Origin of the sequence: Blautia aquisgranensis (genome assembly GCF_040096615.1) — a bacterium.
GTDB classification, from domain to species: Bacteria; Bacillota; Clostridia; order Lachnospirales; family Lachnospiraceae; genus Blautia_A; species Blautia_A aquisgranensis.
Genome location: NZ_JBBMEJ010000007.1, coordinates 44,174 through 60,108, shown reverse-complemented (window position 1 = coordinate 60,108; position 15,935 = coordinate 44,174). Strand labels below are relative to the sequence as shown.

The 15,935-nt window shown below is 44.2% G+C and carries 16 protein-coding genes and 3 pseudogenes; 3 read left to right on the top strand and 16 right to left on the bottom strand.

Annotated elements, in window-relative coordinates; genetic code table 11:
- Positions 1-9 precede the first annotated feature (9 nt).
- From WMO28_RS07350 to rpmJ, 10 genes are all read right to left on the bottom strand, one after another.
- A complete protein-coding gene (locus WMO28_RS07350; protein WP_178640865.1) occupies positions 10-738 on the bottom strand; it encodes a glutamine amidotransferase in 729 nt (242 codons plus the stop codon).
- The gene (locus WMO28_RS07345) at positions 735-2,069 is read right to left on the bottom strand and encodes a MurT ligase domain-containing protein (protein WP_178640861.1); all 1,335 of its coding nucleotides are present in this window, start codon (positions 2,067-2,069) and stop codon (positions 735-737) included. Before WMO28_RS07345 ends, WMO28_RS07350 begins: the two co-directional genes overlap by 4 nt.
- A 31-nt stretch (positions 2,070-2,100) precedes the next feature.
- Positions 2,101-2,955: a phosphatidylinositol-specific phospholipase C/glycerophosphodiester phosphodiesterase family protein gene (locus WMO28_RS07340; protein ID WP_349056560.1), complete on the bottom strand. Its 855-nt coding sequence runs from the start codon at positions 2,953-2,955 to the stop codon at positions 2,101-2,103.
- 236 nt (positions 2,956-3,191) lie between these two features.
- Positions 3,192-3,464, bottom strand: a complete 273-nt coding sequence (locus tag WMO28_RS07335; protein ID WP_349056558.1) for a hypothetical protein — start codon at positions 3,462-3,464, stop codon at positions 3,192-3,194.
- Positions 3,465-3,661: 197 nt separating this feature from the next.
- Positions 3,662-4,198 carry a L17 family ribosomal protein gene (locus WMO28_RS07330; protein WP_178640856.1) on the bottom strand — a complete coding sequence of 179 codons (537 nt, stop codon included), beginning with the start codon at positions 4,196-4,198 and terminating at the stop codon, positions 3,662-3,664.
- Positions 4,199-4,334: 136 nt separating this feature from the next.
- The gene (locus WMO28_RS07325; protein ID WP_178640853.1) at positions 4,335-5,294 is read right to left on the bottom strand and encodes a DNA-directed RNA polymerase subunit alpha; all 960 of its coding nucleotides are present in this window, start codon (positions 5,292-5,294) and stop codon (positions 4,335-4,337) included.
- An 84-nt stretch (positions 5,295-5,378) separates the two neighbouring features.
- The gene (gene rpsD / locus WMO28_RS07320; protein ID WP_178640850.1) at positions 5,379-5,972 is read right to left on the bottom strand and encodes a 30S ribosomal protein S4; all 594 of its coding nucleotides are present in this window, start codon (positions 5,970-5,972) and stop codon (positions 5,379-5,381) included.
- 16 nt (positions 5,973-5,988) lie between these two features.
- Positions 5,989-6,381 carry a 30S ribosomal protein S11 gene (rpsK, locus tag WMO28_RS07315; protein WP_015526942.1) on the bottom strand — a complete coding sequence of 131 codons (393 nt, stop codon included), beginning with the start codon at positions 6,379-6,381 and terminating at the stop codon, positions 5,989-5,991.
- A gap of 55 nt (positions 6,382-6,436) precedes the next feature.
- The gene (gene rpsM, locus WMO28_RS07310) at positions 6,437-6,805 is read right to left on the bottom strand and encodes a 30S ribosomal protein S13 (RefSeq protein ID WP_008707282.1); all 369 of its coding nucleotides are present in this window, start codon (positions 6,803-6,805) and stop codon (positions 6,437-6,439) included.
- 307 nt (positions 6,806-7,112) lie between these two features.
- Positions 7,113-7,226: a 50S ribosomal protein L36 gene (gene rpmJ, locus WMO28_RS07305; protein ID WP_003022746.1), complete on the bottom strand. Its 114-nt coding sequence runs from the start codon at positions 7,224-7,226 to the stop codon at positions 7,113-7,115.
- A gap of 242 nt (positions 7,227-7,468) precedes the next feature.
- Between rpmJ and WMO28_RS07300 the strand changes: the two genes are divergently transcribed.
- On the top strand, positions 7,469-8,179 hold the full coding sequence (locus WMO28_RS07300; RefSeq protein ID WP_349056555.1) for a YoaK family protein: 711 nt from the start codon (positions 7,469-7,471) through the stop codon (positions 8,177-8,179).
- A 180-nt stretch (positions 8,180-8,359) separates the two neighbouring features.
- Here WMO28_RS07300 and WMO28_RS07295 read toward each other — a convergent pair.
- A pseudogene (locus WMO28_RS07295) lies at positions 8,360-9,252 on the bottom strand (alpha-amylase family glycosyl hydrolase); the annotation flags it as partial.
- Between the two features lie 32 nt (positions 9,253-9,284).
- Positions 9,285-10,099 (bottom strand): annotated as a pseudogene (locus WMO28_RS07290) (glucose PTS transporter subunit IIA); the annotation flags it as partial.
- On the opposite strand from WMO28_RS07290, the pseudogene WMO28_RS07285 reads away from it, so the two are divergent.
- Positions 10,077-10,394 (top strand): annotated as a pseudogene (locus WMO28_RS07285) (UTRA domain-containing protein); the annotation flags it as partial. The pseudogenes WMO28_RS07290 and WMO28_RS07285 overlap by 23 nt on opposite strands.
- 63 nt (positions 10,395-10,457) lie before the next feature.
- Positions 10,458-11,780: a sodium-dependent transporter gene (locus WMO28_RS07280; RefSeq protein WP_349056553.1), complete on the top strand. Its 1,323-nt coding sequence runs from the start codon at positions 10,458-10,460 to the stop codon at positions 11,778-11,780.
- 237 nt (positions 11,781-12,017) lie between these two features.
- Here the strand turns inward: WMO28_RS07280 and WMO28_RS07275 are convergent, their stop codons facing one another.
- The 4 genes from WMO28_RS07275 to WMO28_RS07260 form a co-directional block, all read right to left on the bottom strand.
- Positions 12,018-14,072, bottom strand: a complete 2,055-nt coding sequence (locus tag WMO28_RS07275; RefSeq protein WP_349056552.1) for an autotransporter outer membrane beta-barrel domain-containing protein — start codon at positions 14,070-14,072, stop codon at positions 12,018-12,020.
- Between the two features lie 173 nt (positions 14,073-14,245).
- Positions 14,246-14,464: a translation initiation factor IF-1 gene (infA, locus tag WMO28_RS07270; RefSeq protein WP_005428560.1), complete on the bottom strand. Its 219-nt coding sequence runs from the start codon at positions 14,462-14,464 to the stop codon at positions 14,246-14,248.
- Positions 14,465-14,498: 34 nt separating this feature from the next.
- Positions 14,499-15,257 carry a type I methionyl aminopeptidase gene (gene map / locus WMO28_RS07265; protein WP_178644022.1) on the bottom strand — a complete coding sequence of 253 codons (759 nt, stop codon included), beginning with the start codon at positions 15,255-15,257 and terminating at the stop codon, positions 14,499-14,501.
- A gap of 2 nt (positions 15,258-15,259) precedes the next feature.
- Positions 15,260-15,904 carry an adenylate kinase gene (locus tag WMO28_RS07260; protein WP_178644020.1) on the bottom strand — a complete coding sequence of 215 codons (645 nt, stop codon included), beginning with the start codon at positions 15,902-15,904 and terminating at the stop codon, positions 15,260-15,262.
- Between the last annotated feature and the right edge of the window lie 31 nt (positions 15,905-15,935).

Genomic DNA, 15,935 nt, shown 5'->3' with positions numbered 1-15,935 from the left:
CTGACCTCTTTATCCTTCGTTTTTTACAAAGCGATGGAAGATATAGGAGTTTGCCTCCTGCTCCTCGCTGTCATCCAGTTTCTCAAGTTCGATCTTTTTCCCGTATTTTCTCTCCAGCGCACGGCTGATCAGAAGATCCGCAAGCTGTGGATTCTTCGGAAGAAGCGGACCATGCAGATAGGTACCGATCACGTTCTTGTATACCACGCCTTCTTCGCCTGACTGTCCATCATTGCCGTAACCTGCAAGGACCTTTCCGAGAGGACGGTTATTTCCGATGGTGGTACGTCCTCCATGATTTTCAAATCCTACGATCGGCATATCAAAAAGATCGCTCTTCATCACGATATTTCCGATCAGACGGCCCTTACCCTGCTCTGTGCTCATATCTACCAGCTTCAGTCCTTCGATCATTCCCTGGTCTGTCTTGTAATAATTACCAAGGAGCTGATATCCGCCGCAAATGGCGATCACAACACCATTGTCCTCCACATACGCCTTAAAATCTTTCTGAATTTCTTTTAATTTTTCACATACGAGCATCTGCTCCCTGTCAGAACCGCCTCCTAGAAGCACGATATCCAGTTTGGAAAAATCTATTTCATCACCAAGTTCAAAAGCGATCGTCTCTGCATCAATTCCTCTCCAGAGACATCTTTTCATCAGGCACTGAATATTTCCTCTGTCACCGTAAAGGTTCAGAAGATCCGGATATAAATGTCCAATCGTTATCTTCATTTCTCACCCTCCAGTTTCTTCAGAATATTTCTGGTGCCAAACAGCGCCGTATAGTTTACCAGTACATAGAGATTGCCTGTTCCATCCTCAATCCTCTTACGAATCGCAGTCTCCACATCATTTTCCAGCATGGACGGAATATCCACATATTTCAGACGGAGACGCATATCCTGGCAGCGGATTCCGCTGACTGTGATCGAGTTGATGCTTTCTCCTCCAAACAGATCAAAATCCACATCCCAGAGCCAGGAGATGTCTTTTCCATCCTGGGCATTGTCATTGATCACGATAATAATATCCTTCGGTGACTCGTCCTGCATCACAGCAGAAATATTCTGGTTAAAGCCTGCCGGATTCTTGGCCAGATTCAGGATCACGCTGGCACCCTTGATCCGAAACTGCTCATTACGTCCGTTTTCCGGATTAAATTTCTTCAGCATATCATTAAAATGCTCTGCCGCAAAACCGGCAGTACGGATGCCTGCATACGCCGCCAGAATATTATATACATTATAGAAACCTTTATAATTAGCCACGATGTGCTTATCCTCAACGGTAAAAGCAATCTGGTCATCTACTTTCACATCTGTGGCATCAAAATTGATCTCCGGACGTTTGAAGCCGCATTTCGGACATCTGTAATCCCCAAGCTGGCTATAATGATAAAAGCTGTAAATCAGCTTCTCGCCGCAGCGCTTGCAGAAACGTCCTTCGCGGATTTCGTTTGTCTTGTTCTGAATTACCGGCTTGCTGATTCCGTAAGTCACATATGGATTGCCGCAGTCCATGGCAAGATATGCGGAAAGTGCATCATCTCCGTTGACGATCACTTTCATATCAGGAACCTTTTTCATCATCTCCTCCAGAATATTCATGGTAATATCAATTTCGCCATAACGATCCAGCTGATCGCGGAACAAATTGGTCATAACCATGTAATCCGGATTGATCTTCGTGAATACATGCCTTGTAGATGCCTCATCCACCTCGATACAGGCATAATCTGCGTCCAGCTTCCCGCTTGGCTTCGCCCCAAGTACGAACGCTGCCACAACCCCGTTAAGCATGTTGGAACCGGTATGGTTGCAGATAACTTTTTTCCCCTCTGCTTCCAGTGCAGCACAGAGCATATTGTTAGTGGTTGTCTTTCCATTGGTTCCACATACTACGAATATCTTTTCTCTTACCTGGGAAGAAAGTTCCTCCAGAATATCCGGACATATCTTCAATGCGATCTTACCGGCCCAGGTCACTCCCTGTCGTCCCATAAGTTTGCAGACATATCCTGTGATCTTTGCTGCTGTCACAGCAATGCTTGTTCTTATTTTCATAATCGTCTGTTTCCTTTGTTTTTATTTCTTTTTACCACAAATCCTCTCCTGTGAGAAAATCTGTACAGATTCCTTCTGCACCTTCAGAAAGATATCCTCTTGCCTGGTTTCGGTCATTTACCGTATACACATAAAGCCGTATTCCCAGATTTTCAAAAATCTGCTCTGCCTCTTCCGACCAGTATTTCCAATAGATCGTTGCAGCACCTATCCCTTTCTCGTGGCAGAAAGAAGCAATCTCCTCCAGATCTTCTTCTGAGTATTCCTGCCAGAGTGAATAAATATACGAGGGAAATGTATAGATCATTGCAGTTCCGGCAAACATGGCCTGACTGTAAATTTCCGGAATAATCTGGTTCAGAACATCCTCTGCCCCTACCGCCCTGGCTGTCTCCACGTATTCATAATAATCTTCCAGAGTTCTCTGGTAATTCCGCAGGGAATACTGTTTGGAATCGATCATCACAAACGCATCCGGATAATCCTTAAGGAGCAGAAAAAAATCTTCCAGCGTCATGGGTGTGTATTTGCCATATATCTTACTTTCCTTAAACTGCTTCTCTGTAAGGACTTTTTTTTCTTTACCATTCCACTGTCCCATAGGTTCATTCCAGTTGTGGCGGCATACCCATACCCCGTCCGAAGTTTTGGAAAGATCCAGCTCAAAAAGCCGAACTCCCCGGCGGTACATATCCAGAAAGCCTTCCCGGCAGTTCAGATACTCTCTGCCAGCAAAACCGCCAAGTGCATGTGCGATCGTTCTGTTATCTGTCCATGAAAATTCCGGGGTTCTGGCAGCTGCAGTCTGTGGGATTGCATAACTTCCTCCAAGAATGAACAGTGACAGTATCAGTATCTCCACTGTCAGTAAAAAACGGCGGATCATTTCGGGCAACAAAAAAATGCACAAGATGTAAAGGAAAACATTCCTTCCATGTCTTTCTTCATATCTTCTGCAAGTTTATTATATCCAGACTGTACATCTGAACTGTTCGTATATTTAATCTGTCCGGTAGTACCAGAAATTCTGCCGACCATCTTTATCATCCTTTCGCGTATCCGTACTTTTATTTTTTGTACATTACCGATTGTACGCTAAAAAGGAATAAAAATCAAGGAGGACTATTCTCCAATCTCTTCCTGCTGTAATTGCAGATAGTCATCATGTCTTGCATGCGCGGTTTTGTTGTAGGAACGAGAAATCGGTATCACATGCTCACCAATCCGGAAACTGTCTGTCCTGGCTCCTGTGATCCGCTCCATTTCTTCCAATAAAAGCTCTCCGCTTTTAAATATCCGAATTTCTGACCCTGGAACGACTCGCTCAAGCTGTTTGTAAAGTTTCCTGGCATCTGCCTGCATATCGTCACAAATGGCAATGGTCATCATCGTCATATTTATGTATCCCCTTTTATTCCGTCATTGTATCTTCTGTTCTATATATTATACCATGATTTATTACTCATATTTTACTTTCTTGATGTAAATTATGGTCGTAAATCCACCATTTCTGCATTTTTTCGCTCTTTAAGGGATACAAAAAAGGACATCTGCATTTCTGCAAATGTCCTCTAAAAAGGTCAAAATAATAATTATACGAGCTCGATAAGAACTTCCATAGCAGCATCGCCCTTACGCTGTCCGATCTTAACGATTCTTGTGTAACCACCGTTACGATCAGCATATTTCGGAGCGATCTCGCTGAACATCTTGTCAACCATGTCGATCTCTTTTGTGTTTTTCTTCTTGCCAGCGCCCTTAGTAGGAACTTCTGTTACAGGATAGAAAACTTTGAGCATCTCACGACGTGCATGAAGTCTGGAAGGAGCATCTTTCTTGATCTCTTTCTGAACTTCATCGTAAACTGTTTTCTTCTTTCCGTCTACGACTTCTTTCACACGTTTTCCGTCAGCATCTTTACGAGCAACCTTAGCTGTTACTGTAACTGTCTCGAAATTGTCTTTCTCACGTACAGCCATAGCGATAAGTCCCTCAGCGATCTTGCGGATCTCTTTAGCCTTAGCTTCTGTTGTCACGATTTTTCCGTGATGAAGAAGGTTAGTAACCTGATTTCTCAGGAGTGCTTTTCTCTGGTTAGATGTTCTGCTTAATTTTCTATATTTTGCCATTTTATTATCCTCCATCTGTGGGACACCAGGACATGCTTGTTCGGTCTTACTGTCCTGCTGCTGACACCCCACTCACTATTCAAAATCTCCGGCAGTGTGCAGATTCCTTAAGAATCTGCTGGTACCGGAGCGTTAATTACTCTTCTGTTGGCTGGAGCTGAAGTCCCAGCTCTTTGAGTTTCGCAAGTACTTCCTCTAATGATTTACGGCCCAGATTACGAACCTTCATCATATCATCAGAAGTCTTGTTACATAATTCCTCAACCGTATTGATACCGGCTCTCTTGAGGCAGTTATAGGAACGAACAGAGAGCTCAAGCTCATCAATGCTCATCTCCAGAACTTTTTCCTTCTCATTATCTTCTTTCTCGATCATAACCTCTGCGGTCTTAGCATTCTCGGAAAGATCGATGAAAAGGCTTAAATGCTCGCTGAGAACCTTAGCTGCAAGGCTTACTGCTTCGTCCGGATCAAGTGTTCCATTGGTGTATACATCCAGTGTAAGCTTGTCGAAGTCAGTTACCTGACCAACACGTGTATTCTCTACGATCATGTTGACTCTGTCAACCGGAGTGTAGATCGCATCAACTGCGATCACACCGATCGGCATGTCATCGGTTTTGCCTTTGTCTGCGCTGATATAACCACGTCCCTTGGTAATGGTAAGTTCCATGGCCAGTCTGCAGTCTTTTCCGCCGTTCAGGGTTGCGATTACCTGATCCGGGTTCATGATCTCAATATCCTGATCTGCCTGAATATCAGCTGCTGTAACAACGCCTGCGCCCTCACACTCGATGTATGCGGTTTTCGGCTCATTATCACTGCTGTTATTCTTGATGGCAAGAGATTTCAGATTCATGATGATCTCAGTTACATCTTCCTTCACGCCCGGAATAGAGCTGAATTCATGAAGTACACCATCAATCTTCACCTGGCTTACTGCAGCTCCCGGAAGGGAGGACAGCATAATTCTTCTCAAAGAATTGCCAAGGGTAGTACCATAACCTCTCTCAAGAGGCTCTACAACGAATCTTCCAAACTTCTTATCTTCGGATATTTCGGTAATTTCGATTTTTGGTTTATTGAAATCAAACACTATAAGGTTCCCTCCTTCTGGGTTAATCAACTTTCGAGGGTATTACCAATTTTTACAACTATAAACACAGTGAATAGCTGCTAATTATTTAGAATACAGCTCGACGATAAGCATCTCGTTTACAGGAACATCAATCTGCTCTCTTGTAGGAAGCTCTTTGATAGCACCTTTCAGGTTCTCCTGGTCAACATCGATCCACTCCGGAACAAGTCTTCCACCAGTAACCTCAAGGATTCCCTTATATCTCTCAGAACCTTTGCTCTTCTCTCTGATCTCAATTGTATCTCCGGCCTTGCACAGGTAGGACGGAATGTTTACGCATTTTCCGTTAACAAGTACGTGCTTGTGATCTACGATCTGACGAGCCTCTCTTCTTGTTCTTGCGAATCCCATACGGAAAACAACGTTGTCAAGTCTGCTTTCAAGCATAACCATAAGGTTCTCACCTGTCTGGCCCTGCATTCTGTCGGCTTTCTTGTAGTAGTTACGGAAAGGTTTCTCAAGTACTCCGTAGATGAATTTAGCTTTCTGTTTCTCTTTCAGCTGAAGACCGTACTCAGATACCTTACGGTTTGCACGTTTTAACTGTCTTGTGGACTTCTTATCAATTCCTAAGTAAATTGGATCCAGGCCAAGGGATCTGCATCTTTTCAGAACAGGCACTCTATTTACTGCCATTTCAACTACCTCCTAATTAGACTCTTCTGCGTTTTGGTGGACGGCATCCATTGTGAGGAACCGGAGTTACGTCACGAATGCTGGTTACTTCAAGTCCGCATGCCTGAAGCGCACGGATTGCTGCTTCACGGCCTGAGCCCGGGCCTTTTACCATAACGTCTACTGTTTTTAATCCGTGAATTAAAGCAGCCTTTGTTGCAGTCTCTGCTGCCATCTGTGCTGCATAAGGGGTAGATTTCCTTGAACCTTTAAATCCAAGACCACCGGCACTTGCCCATGAAAGAGCGTTTCCTTCGTTATCTGTCAGTGTAACGATTGTATTGTTGAAGGAAGACTGAATATGTGCCTGTCCGTGTTCAACGTTTTTCTTGACACGACGTTTTGTCGTTTTCTTTGTAACTTTTGCCATTTTAAAACTAACCTACACTTTCCTTTTATTGAAATTAATTAGTTATATCTAAAAATTATTTCTTCTTGTTAGCTACTGTTCTCTTCGGTCCCTTGCGAGTTCTCGCATTTGTCTTAGTCTTCTGACCACGAACCGGGAGTCCTTTACGATGACGGATACCTCTGTAGCATCCGATCTCCTGCAGTCTCTTGATGTTAAGGGCGATTTCCCTTCTCAGATCACCTTCTACTGTCATTGTCTCATCAATAACAGCGCTCAGTCTCTTAACCTCATCATCAGTCAGATCTCTGACACGTGTGTCAGGATTAACCTCTGCTTTAGCAAGAATTTTGTCTGCGCTTGGTCTACCAATTCCATAAATATAGGTAAGACCGATTTCAATACGTTTCTCTCTTGGTAAGTCTACACCAGCTATACGAGCCATGTACTGTTTCCTCCATTTTCTGTTTCTGAAAGTCTCACACATCGTATGTCACTTGCTCCCGCAAGGTGAAATGGGACATATCGATCTGTCTCTTTCTATTCTAGTTTCCTAATTGGGGTGCCTCGGTAAAACACCCAGCTGTAATTGGCGAATCACAGCCTTTCCGAAATTGCGGATCTTAACCGCTGTTGCCTCTCGGTATTAGGCAATACATGCTTATTATTCACTCAGCAGAACAACCCTTCCGGGTGTTTCATACTGCAGCCGCACGTTTCACAAACATTCCAAAGAAGTTCCGATATGGAAATCAACCCTGACGCTGTTTGTGCTTCGGGTTCTCACAGATGATTCTGATGGATCCCTTTCTCTTAATGACCTTGCACTTCTCGCAGATCGGCTTTACAGATGATCTTACTTTCACTGGAAATCCTCCTTCCGTAAATTAGTCTCATATCTGCAGTTTCACAGGCGCACTCATACACAGTATTTGCGCGCTTGAAATATATACTAACACCTGTTTTTACGAAATGCAAGTAGAAATTTAAAAAATTTTTGATTTTTTTTGTTTTATTTCATCGGATTTGACTATTCTATTATTTTTACGATGGTATTATAATAAGAGGCATGTTCATATATTATATAATTGAAAGGATTTTGTTATTTATGCACACGGAACTGAAATATCGTTTTCTGATCCACTATACCCTGTCTTTTATCGGCGGGTACCTTGGCCTTTATGCTATTGTATCCAGGGCAGATCTTTTCGGCAATGCACAGACTGCCAATCTTCTTTATCTGGTACGTGATCTTGTAGGTAGGAATTTTCCGGATATGCTGCTGCGCTTTGGTGCTCTGGCTGTCTATATGTCTGCGGTGATCCTTACAGTATGGATTCCGGCACATTTTTCTATGGATCTTCGTTACATCAGTATCGGAATAGATATCTGTGCTGTACTGCTTCTCGGATTTCTTCCTTCTGAGATGAGCCCTGTGATCGCACTGTACCCTGTATTTTTTGCAATGCCGTTTCAGTGGTGTACCTTTAAGGCACCCGGTGGCTACAACAGCTCCACCATCTTTTCCACCAATAATCTCCGCCAGTTTACCTCTGCGCTTACAGAGTTTCTTATGAAAAAGGACTCCGCGCAGCGTGATAAGGCGAAATTTTACGGAATGACGCTGCTTTCCTTCCATACAGGTGCAGCACTTTCCCTGATTCTTTATATGGTATGCGATATTCCCGGAATCTGGTTCTGTCTTATTCCTGCTTTTGGTGCCACATGGCTGGTCAGCGCAGATATCAGGACTCTTTCCCCGGAAGCTGTTCCCGCTGCAGGCTATCTTAAGATTTCCGGACAGAAAGAACAGGCCTGATATTTTTTTATACAGGATGGAATAAAAAACAGAGCTGATACTTTTATTCTGCGTGTATACACAGCACTTAAAAGTATTCAGCTCTGTTTTTATTTTACAATTTAAACAGCTTCCCCTGCATTCTTATTCACTCTTTGAATCCAGCACCATTGTCTCAAATGGTCTCAGTATGATCGCAGCTTCTTCCATTCTGCTGTCCTCATAATTCCCAAGAAGCTTTTCATAACTCTTCCACTGTGCCTGTTTTTCAACAGTCACTTCTTTTCCGGTAAGATTATTCAGCACGATCAGTTCTTCTCCCTGATAAACATAGGGAGTTCCCCGCATCATGTGGATCGCTGCCGCAAGCATTTTGGCAGATTCCTTCCAGTATCTTCCTTCATCTCCCATTCTGGATACAATGCGCGGCTGATAGTGGTTGCACCAGAAAAGTGCATTCCAGCCATCACCATTCTGCATTCCTGTCTGCCATTTTTCAAACAGCTTCTTCAGTGCCATTCTGTCCGGCTCCATCAGTGCCCATTTATCACCATCTTTATAATCGACCTTCAGATGGTGAAAATTAAAGCACATGGAAAGCTCTTTTTCTGCTTTACCGGAATAGCGAATGCAGTTTTCCAGTGAGGTAGAGGACATTTCCCCTACTGTTATCATATCTTTCATCTTCGAACAGTCCGGCTTGGAAATCAGATTTACCACATCGAATCGGAAACCCTTTACGCCTTTGTTCTTCCAGAACAGGATCACCTTTTTCAGTTCTTCTCTTACTTTCGGATTTTCCCAGTTTAAATCTGCCTGAGTAACATCAAACAGATGCAGGTACCAATCAGCGTATCCATATCTTCCATGGTACCAAACTGCGGATTTATCCTGTAATAGTCTGCAACATCATATCCATTGTCATTCATCGGTGATACAAATACCGGTGTAATCCACAGATAGTCAATTCCGAGTTTTTTCAGATAATCCAGTTTTCCGGTAATTCCGTTAATATCTCCGACTCCGTCACCATTAGAATCATAAAAGGACTTCGGATAAACCTGATATACTGTCTTCTTTCCAAATTCTGTCATATTTTTTGCCTCTCTGAGCGAATTCTGTTCTTCTACTCATGTGAAACAATTGTTGTTTTTCCTGCTTCTACGTGAATATCTGTTATGAATTTAAAGTTTTTCGCATTTCCTTCTTCTGTAACAATGCACACGGTCACATCCGGATGACCTGCTGCCTGGATCTTTTCTCTGTCAAAACGTACCAGCGGTGTTCCTGCTTTTACTTTCTGTCCAAGAGCCACAAGATATTCAAATCCGTTGCCCTTCATCTCTACCGTATCGATTCCAATATGCAGAAGAATTTCCATTCCATTGTCAAGTGTCAATCCGCAGGCATGTCTGGATTCATCCATAAGTACGGTTACTTCTCCGTCACATGGTGCATAAAGAATATCATTCTCCGGAAGGATAGCTACACCATCGCCCATAACACCCGCTGAGAATACGCCATCATTTACTTCTTCCAAAGGAATCACTTTTCCGGTCAGAAAAGCTTTTTCTTTCCGACGATCATGGTCAGTACCATCGGAACTACAAATGCGATCACCATACAGATGGCAAAGCTTCCCATATATTTCGGCTGAATAGAGAGGATTCCCGGAATTCCACCTACTCCTACTGCATTGGCTGTGGTTGAAGTCATAACACATACCACTGCGGATACTGCTGAACCGATCATTCCGCAGATAAACGGAAATCCGTATTTCAGGTTTACACCAAAAATCGCCGGCTCTGTTACTCCAAGATAACAGGAAATTCCTGCCGGAACATTTACCTCCTGGGCAGCCGCATTTTTCTTCTGAAGAACGATCATTCCCATAACAGCGGAGCCCTGAGCTATATTGGAAAGAGCGATCATCAACCACAACTATTTTCTGAAGGAAACGGTTCCCGGACTTACTGCTGAGATTGCCAGTCATTCCATATATGAATATCTGGAACATACACTTCATATGACGATCGTCAACAGCAAGCGTGTTATGACCGTGGAAAAAGTAACTCAGATTGATGAAAAATATCTGCATCTCAACGTAAGAGACTATAACTGTGTCGCCGTAGTTTCCAGCCAGACTTACAACAGTGACGGTATCATGTTTGAGTACACACAATCCCGTCACAGACCGGATCATTTCCGTTTTTATGACAATGCACTTCGTCGATAATAGAGTTTCTTCTTTCCCTTAATTATGTTATACTGATAAGATCAAATGGAGAGAGGAAATCTTATGAAAAAACGTGAATCTTTTACCAGCCGCTGGGGATTTATCCTGGCCTGCATCGGTTCAGCGGTTGGCATGGGAAATATCTGGATGTTTCCTACCAGAGTTTCCCTGTATGGAGGGGGATCTTTTCTGATCCCGTATTTTATTTTTGTAGCACTGATCAGTTTTACCGGTGTGATCGGTGAGATGAGTTTCGGGCGCGGAACCCGCTCCGGCCCTATTGATGCTTTCGGCCTTGCCTGCGAGTCGAAGGGAAAACGCAAAGCTGGCGAAACTCTTGGCTGGATTCCTGTGATCGGCGCACTTGCCATGGCTATCGGTTACACGGTTGTCATGGGCTGGATCTTCCGGTATATGATCGGAACTTTTACAGGCTCCACCCTGGCTCCGGAAGATATCGAGGGCTTTGGTTCCAGATTCGGCGGCATGGCTTCTTCCTGGGGAAACAATCTCTGGCAGCTTGCAGCACTTGTGATCTGCATGTTTATTCTGATGTACGGTGTTGGCAGCGGTATCGAAAAAGCCAACAAGATCATGATGCCTGTTTTCTTCATACTGTTTGTGATCCTTGGCATCTACGTTGCTTTTCAGCCAGGTGCAATCGACGGATACCGTTATATTTTCCGTGTGGAACCGGAAGTTCTGGCAAAACCTTCCACCTGGATCTTTGCTCTTGGTCAGGCTTTCTTTTCCCTTTCTGTGGCAGGAAACGGAACTCTGATCTACGGCTCCTATCTTCCGGACAGCGAGGATATTCCGGCGTCTGCTGCCCGGGTGGCACTTTTTGATACCATTGCAGCCATGCTGGCAGCGCTTGTGATCATCCCGGCTATGGCTACCACCGGAGCACAGCTTGACCAGGGTGGTCCCGGACTTCTGTTTATTTATCTTCCACACCTGATCAAAACCATGCCAGGTGGACGGATTATTGCCATTATCTTCTTCGTAGCAGTGTTCCTTGCGGGAATGACTTCTCTTATGAACCTCTACGAAGCTCCGATCGCTACGGTTCAGGAAAAAACCGGTCTGGGAAGAGTTCCATCCTGTATGATTATTGCCGGAATCGGTATCATCGTTTCTCTTCTGATACAGGGTATTGTATCTGACTGGATGGATGTACTTTCCATCTATATCTGCCCTCTTGGTGCAGGACTTGCAGGAATTATGTTCTTCTGGATCTTCGGAAAGAAATATGTAGAAGAACAGATCAATAAAGGCCGTGAAAAACCATTTACGAAATATTTTTACCCAATATGCAAATATATCTATATTCCGATCTGTTTCCTGGTTCTGATCCTTGGAATCGCTCTGGGCGGAATCGGATGATAAATAACTGATGGAGATATCGAATCCTGAATACCCTTACATAAAAAACGCTGAGAATAATGAATTTATCGTCATTCTCAGCGTTTTTTTCTCTTATTTCCTCTTTATTTCATTAATATTTCCGATATACAGCTGTTTTGTTTCCCAAGATAGCCTCTCTATTTTCTATCCTCAGGCCGGAAATCTCTAACTTATTTCTTTATATCACAGTAATCTTCTTCTGATAAACGGCTGATCTTACAATTGTTCCGGTTTTTCCACTGCATAATCGGACCAGGAAGCTACACTGTCACTGCCGGATACATCAACTGTATCTTCATATTTATCTACAGTTATTGTGTACTCACTGTCGCCTTCTGCATAAACAGTTCCATCTGTTCCTTTAATTGTAACTGTTTTACCGGAATCGTCAACTATCGTTCCTTCACTTGAAAGTGTGGATACTGTGCTGTCACCGGTTACTGTCCAGGTAGAATCCTTACTTACATATACATTACAGTATCCGTCCCCGCCATTTCCTGCAAAGCTTTCATCATCCACGATCGCTCCTGTCAGACTGCTTCCGTCTGTCATATAAAAATCAAGATCACTGATACTGTCCCAGATTACATCGCCTTCCATATCCTGGCTGATTGCTGTAAAATCGCAGTCTGCACCATTGTTTCCGCTTTCTCCCCAGCCGCGCTCATTATTGTTTCCTGAACAGCATAGAAAATATTCGTTATCATTATTATATGTAATATTTACATCTTTTAAAGCGATATCCGATTCTGTGTTGGTTGTATAAAATACGCCGCCGTTTTCTGACGTAAGGCTTCCTCCATCCATCTGGAAGGTACTGTTTCCTACTTCGGAATCGCCGGACATACTCTGGTACAGGATCACCGTCCAGGTGCTGTCATTCTGGCTTAAATCACTCATATTTCCTGTAAGGTCACAGTTGAAAAGATGCAGGGAATTTAATCCTTCGATGCAGACAGCCTCTGATCCGTTAGCTGTAAGAGTGGCATCTTTTACTGCAATATCTGCAGTACAGTATACAGCCGGTGAGCCCTCGCCGTTCGATGTATAGCTTCCACCATCCACTACCATGGTTCCACCGCCACGGTCACTTCGGATTGCAGCTGCAGACTCTCCATTGGTCTCCACGTTCAGATCCCAGGCATATAATTTTCCGCCGCCTGCTGCGTGAATTCCGCCGGAAGTATCCTGTGTAGTCTTAATCGTTGTGTCCGCCGCATACACCGTTCCATCGCTGTAAGCAAAAATTCCTGCTCCGCCTGCCGCATCTGTTGTTACAGTTCCGCCTTTTACATATGAATTCCCAGCAGTTGTAAGAAGTGCTGCTCCTACGCCATAGAAGCTGGAGTTATCTCCGCCTGTACTGTCTGCGGAGGTTCTGGTAATATCTACATTGTTGAAGGTTACATTTGCGCCTGATGAAACCAGTGCCGCATTTTCGTCTGTTCCGGTTGATTCCAGAGAAGTGTCCGATACTTCGGTATCAGAATCGTATGTGTTTGCTGCATCGTAGCTGTCTGCTCCCTGGGCATCTCCGCCCGGTGTACCTACAGGGCCGCCCTGGCCGCCACCCATGTCGTTATTCTGTACTTTGATGGTCAGTGCATTTCTATCGTCATCTGTAGTAATCGCTACAATATCACCTTCCTGAATATCGGAGAGTTCGATTGTTTCACTTTCTGGCTTGTTGCCATCGTTATTGTTCCCTTCTGGTTTCTCCGGAACTTCGCCCTGATTTCCTCTCAGTGCTCCGCCTCGTCCTCCGGCACTTTCCTTGGTTATCACTGTAGTTTCTGTTACTGTAACGGTCAGCTCATCGCCTGTAAGATCCAGCATGGAAAGTTCTTCGCCCTGCATGCCATCCGGAGCTCCTGCATTATTTTCCCCACTGCTGCTTCCCTCTGGTTTCTCCGGAATTTCGCTGTTGTCATCACCTGTTTTTTCTGATGCTTTACTGTCTGATTTATCATCGTCCGGCTTCTCGGGTGCACTTCCCATGTCCTTCTTTGTTCCTACTGCGATCGTCAGTTTTCCATCTTCTACAGACTTCACTTCACCGTAGGTCACATCTTCTTCAGCATCAGAATCTTCTGAATCCGCATTCGTTTTCGTATCACCCTCTGTACTATCTGCACTGCTGTCTTCTGTATTCTTATCCGCTGAGCTCTCAGCCGCACTTTCTTTTGTCTCCGTCTGTGTTGCCCCACATGCGGTAACGGATGTTGTTGCTATCATAACTCCCAGGATTGCCGCCAGATATTTTTTCTTCATATAAGCTCCTCTCTTTATCTTGTATGCCCATACTATATCAACAAAATCTGTTCAGTTTATGTTTAAAGCGTGAAAAAAATGTGATTCCCTTTTTATCAGAACAGGGCCGAATAATTTTTCTCTGAACAAAAAAGAACCCGGCAGCCAAAACCGCCAGGTCCTTCAAAAATTTCTTATTTATCTCTCCAGATGATTCTTCCCTTGGAAAGATCATACGGAGAAAGCTCGATCGTTACCTTATCTCCCGGGAGAATACGGATAAAGTTCATGCGGAGCTTGCCGCTGATATGTGCAAGTACCACATGCTTGTTTTCCAGTTCTACTTTAAACATCGCGTTAGGCAGTTTCTCCAGAACAGTGCCTTCTACTTCGATCACATCTGCTTTTGACATTTTTTACCTCCTATGTCATAACAACAATTGCTGCTTACAGATTCGTAAGCGTCAGAATCTCTGGTTCCCCATCTGTGATGAGGATCGTATTTTCATAATGGGCGGAAAGTGAACCATCCATGGTCACTACTGTCCACTCATCGTCCAGCCATGCCACGTCCGCACGACCAAGATTGATCATGGGCTCGACGGCCAGGGTCATTCCCGGAAGGAGCTTGATGCCCCTGCGCTTCTGCGGGAAGTTTGGAATCTGCGGATCCTCATGAAGATGAGTTCCGATTCCATGTCCTACAAGGTCACGTACGATACCATAACGGTATTTTGCTGCGTGAGCACCGATGGCTTTGGAAATATCATTTAAATGATTTCCTGCTTTTGCCATCTTCAATCCCTCAAAAAAGCACTCTCTCGTAACTTTGATAAGCTGCTGTGCTTCTTTGGATACATTACCTACTGCATACGTACGTGCTGCGTCAGAATGGTAGCCCTTGTAAATCAGGCCGGCGTCGATCTTAACCAGATCCCCGTCCTGGATTATCTTCTCTTCGGATGGAATCCCATGCACTACCTCATCATTCAGGCTGATGCAAAAAGAAGCCGGAAAACCTCCGTAGTTCAGAAAGTTCGGAATACAGCCCATCGACCGGATCATGTCTTCACCGATGCGGTCGATCTCCTTTGTGCTGACACCTGGTTTGATATAAGGAATCAAACCGTCATGCACCTTCTCAAGAAGATGGCCGGATTCTCTCATAAGTTCTATTTCATGCTGTGTCTTAATTGTTACGGACATTCTTATTCTCCTAAGATGTCAACGATCTCCTGGAATACCTCATTCAGATCCCTGGTTCCGTCTACCGTCTTCAAAACACCTTGTCTGGTGTAATAGTCAATCAACGGCTGTGTCTGATCATGATAAACGTTCAGACGCTTCTGAACTGTCTCCGGCTTGTCGTCATCACGAAGTACAAGCTTCTCACCACAGGTATCACACACGCCTTCTGTCTTAGGTGCTGCAAATACAACATGATAAGTTGCACCACATTTCACACATGCACGGCGGCCGCCCATACGTTTCACGATATTATCATCCGGCACATCCACATCGATTGCATAGTCAATTTTGCTTCCAAGTTTACTCAGAGCCTCTGTCAGACACTCTGCCTGCGGAATCGTTCTTGGGAAACCATCCAGAACATAACCTTTTTTCGCATCATCCTGCTGGATTCTGTCTACGACAAGGTCACAGGTCAGTTCATCCGGAACAAGAAGTCCCTGATCCATGTAAGTTTTTGCTTTTTTTCCAAGCTCGGTACCGTTTTTGATATTGGCACGGAAAATATCTCCTGTGGAGATGTGCGGGATCCCATACTTCGCCGCAATTTTCTTAGCCTGAGTACCTTTGCCTGCCCCCGGTGCACCCAACATAATAATTCTCATAGCATACCCTCCATTTTTCCTTTTTTCTGCC

Bases quoted from the DNA above. Each gene is read 5' to 3' on its own strand.
- WMO28_RS07340 (WP_349056560.1), bottom strand. From the start codon at position 2,955: ATGATCCGCCGTTTTTTACTGACAGTGGAGATACTGATACTGTCACTG.
- map (WP_178644022.1), bottom strand. From the start codon at position 15,257: ATGTCCGTAACAATTAAGACACAGCATGAAATAGAACTTATGAGAGAA.
- WMO28_RS07260 (WP_178644020.1), bottom strand. From the start codon at position 15,904: ATGAGAATTATTATGTTGGGTGCACCGGGGGCAGGCAAAGGTACTCAG.
- WMO28_RS07275 (WP_349056552.1), bottom strand. From the start codon at position 14,072: ATGAAGAAAAAATATCTGGCGGCAATCCTGGGAGTTATGATAGCAACA.
- WMO28_RS07345 (WP_178640861.1), bottom strand. From the start codon at position 2,069: ATGAAAATAAGAACAAGCATTGCTGTGACAGCAGCAAAGATCACAGGA.
- rpsK (WP_015526942.1), bottom strand. From the start codon at position 6,381: ATGGCAAAAGTTACAAAGAAAACGACAAAACGTCGTGTCAAGAAAAAC.
- infA (WP_005428560.1), bottom strand. From the start codon at position 14,464: ATGTCAAAAGCAGATGTGATCGAAGTAGAAGGCACTGTTCTGGAGAAA.
- WMO28_RS07350 (WP_178640865.1), bottom strand. From the start codon at position 738: ATGAAGATAACGATTGGACATTTATATCCGGATCTTCTGAACCTTTAC.
- WMO28_RS07330 (WP_178640856.1), bottom strand. From the start codon at position 4,198: ATGGCAAAATATAGAAAATTAAGCAGAACATCTAACCAGAGAAAAGCA.
- WMO28_RS07300 (WP_349056555.1), top strand. From the start codon at position 7,469: ATGCACACGGAACTGAAATATCGTTTTCTGATCCACTATACCCTGTCT.
- WMO28_RS07280 (WP_349056553.1), top strand. From the start codon at position 10,458: ATGAAAAAACGTGAATCTTTTACCAGCCGCTGGGGATTTATCCTGGCC.
- rpsM (WP_008707282.1), bottom strand. From the start codon at position 6,805: ATGGCTCGTATAGCTGGTGTAGACTTACCAAGAGAGAAACGTATTGAA.
- WMO28_RS07335 (WP_349056558.1), bottom strand. From the start codon at position 3,464: ATGACGATGATGACCATTGCCATTTGTGACGATATGCAGGCAGATGCC.
- rpsD (WP_178640850.1), bottom strand. From the start codon at position 5,972: ATGGCAGTAAATAGAGTGCCTGTTCTGAAAAGATGCAGATCCCTTGGC.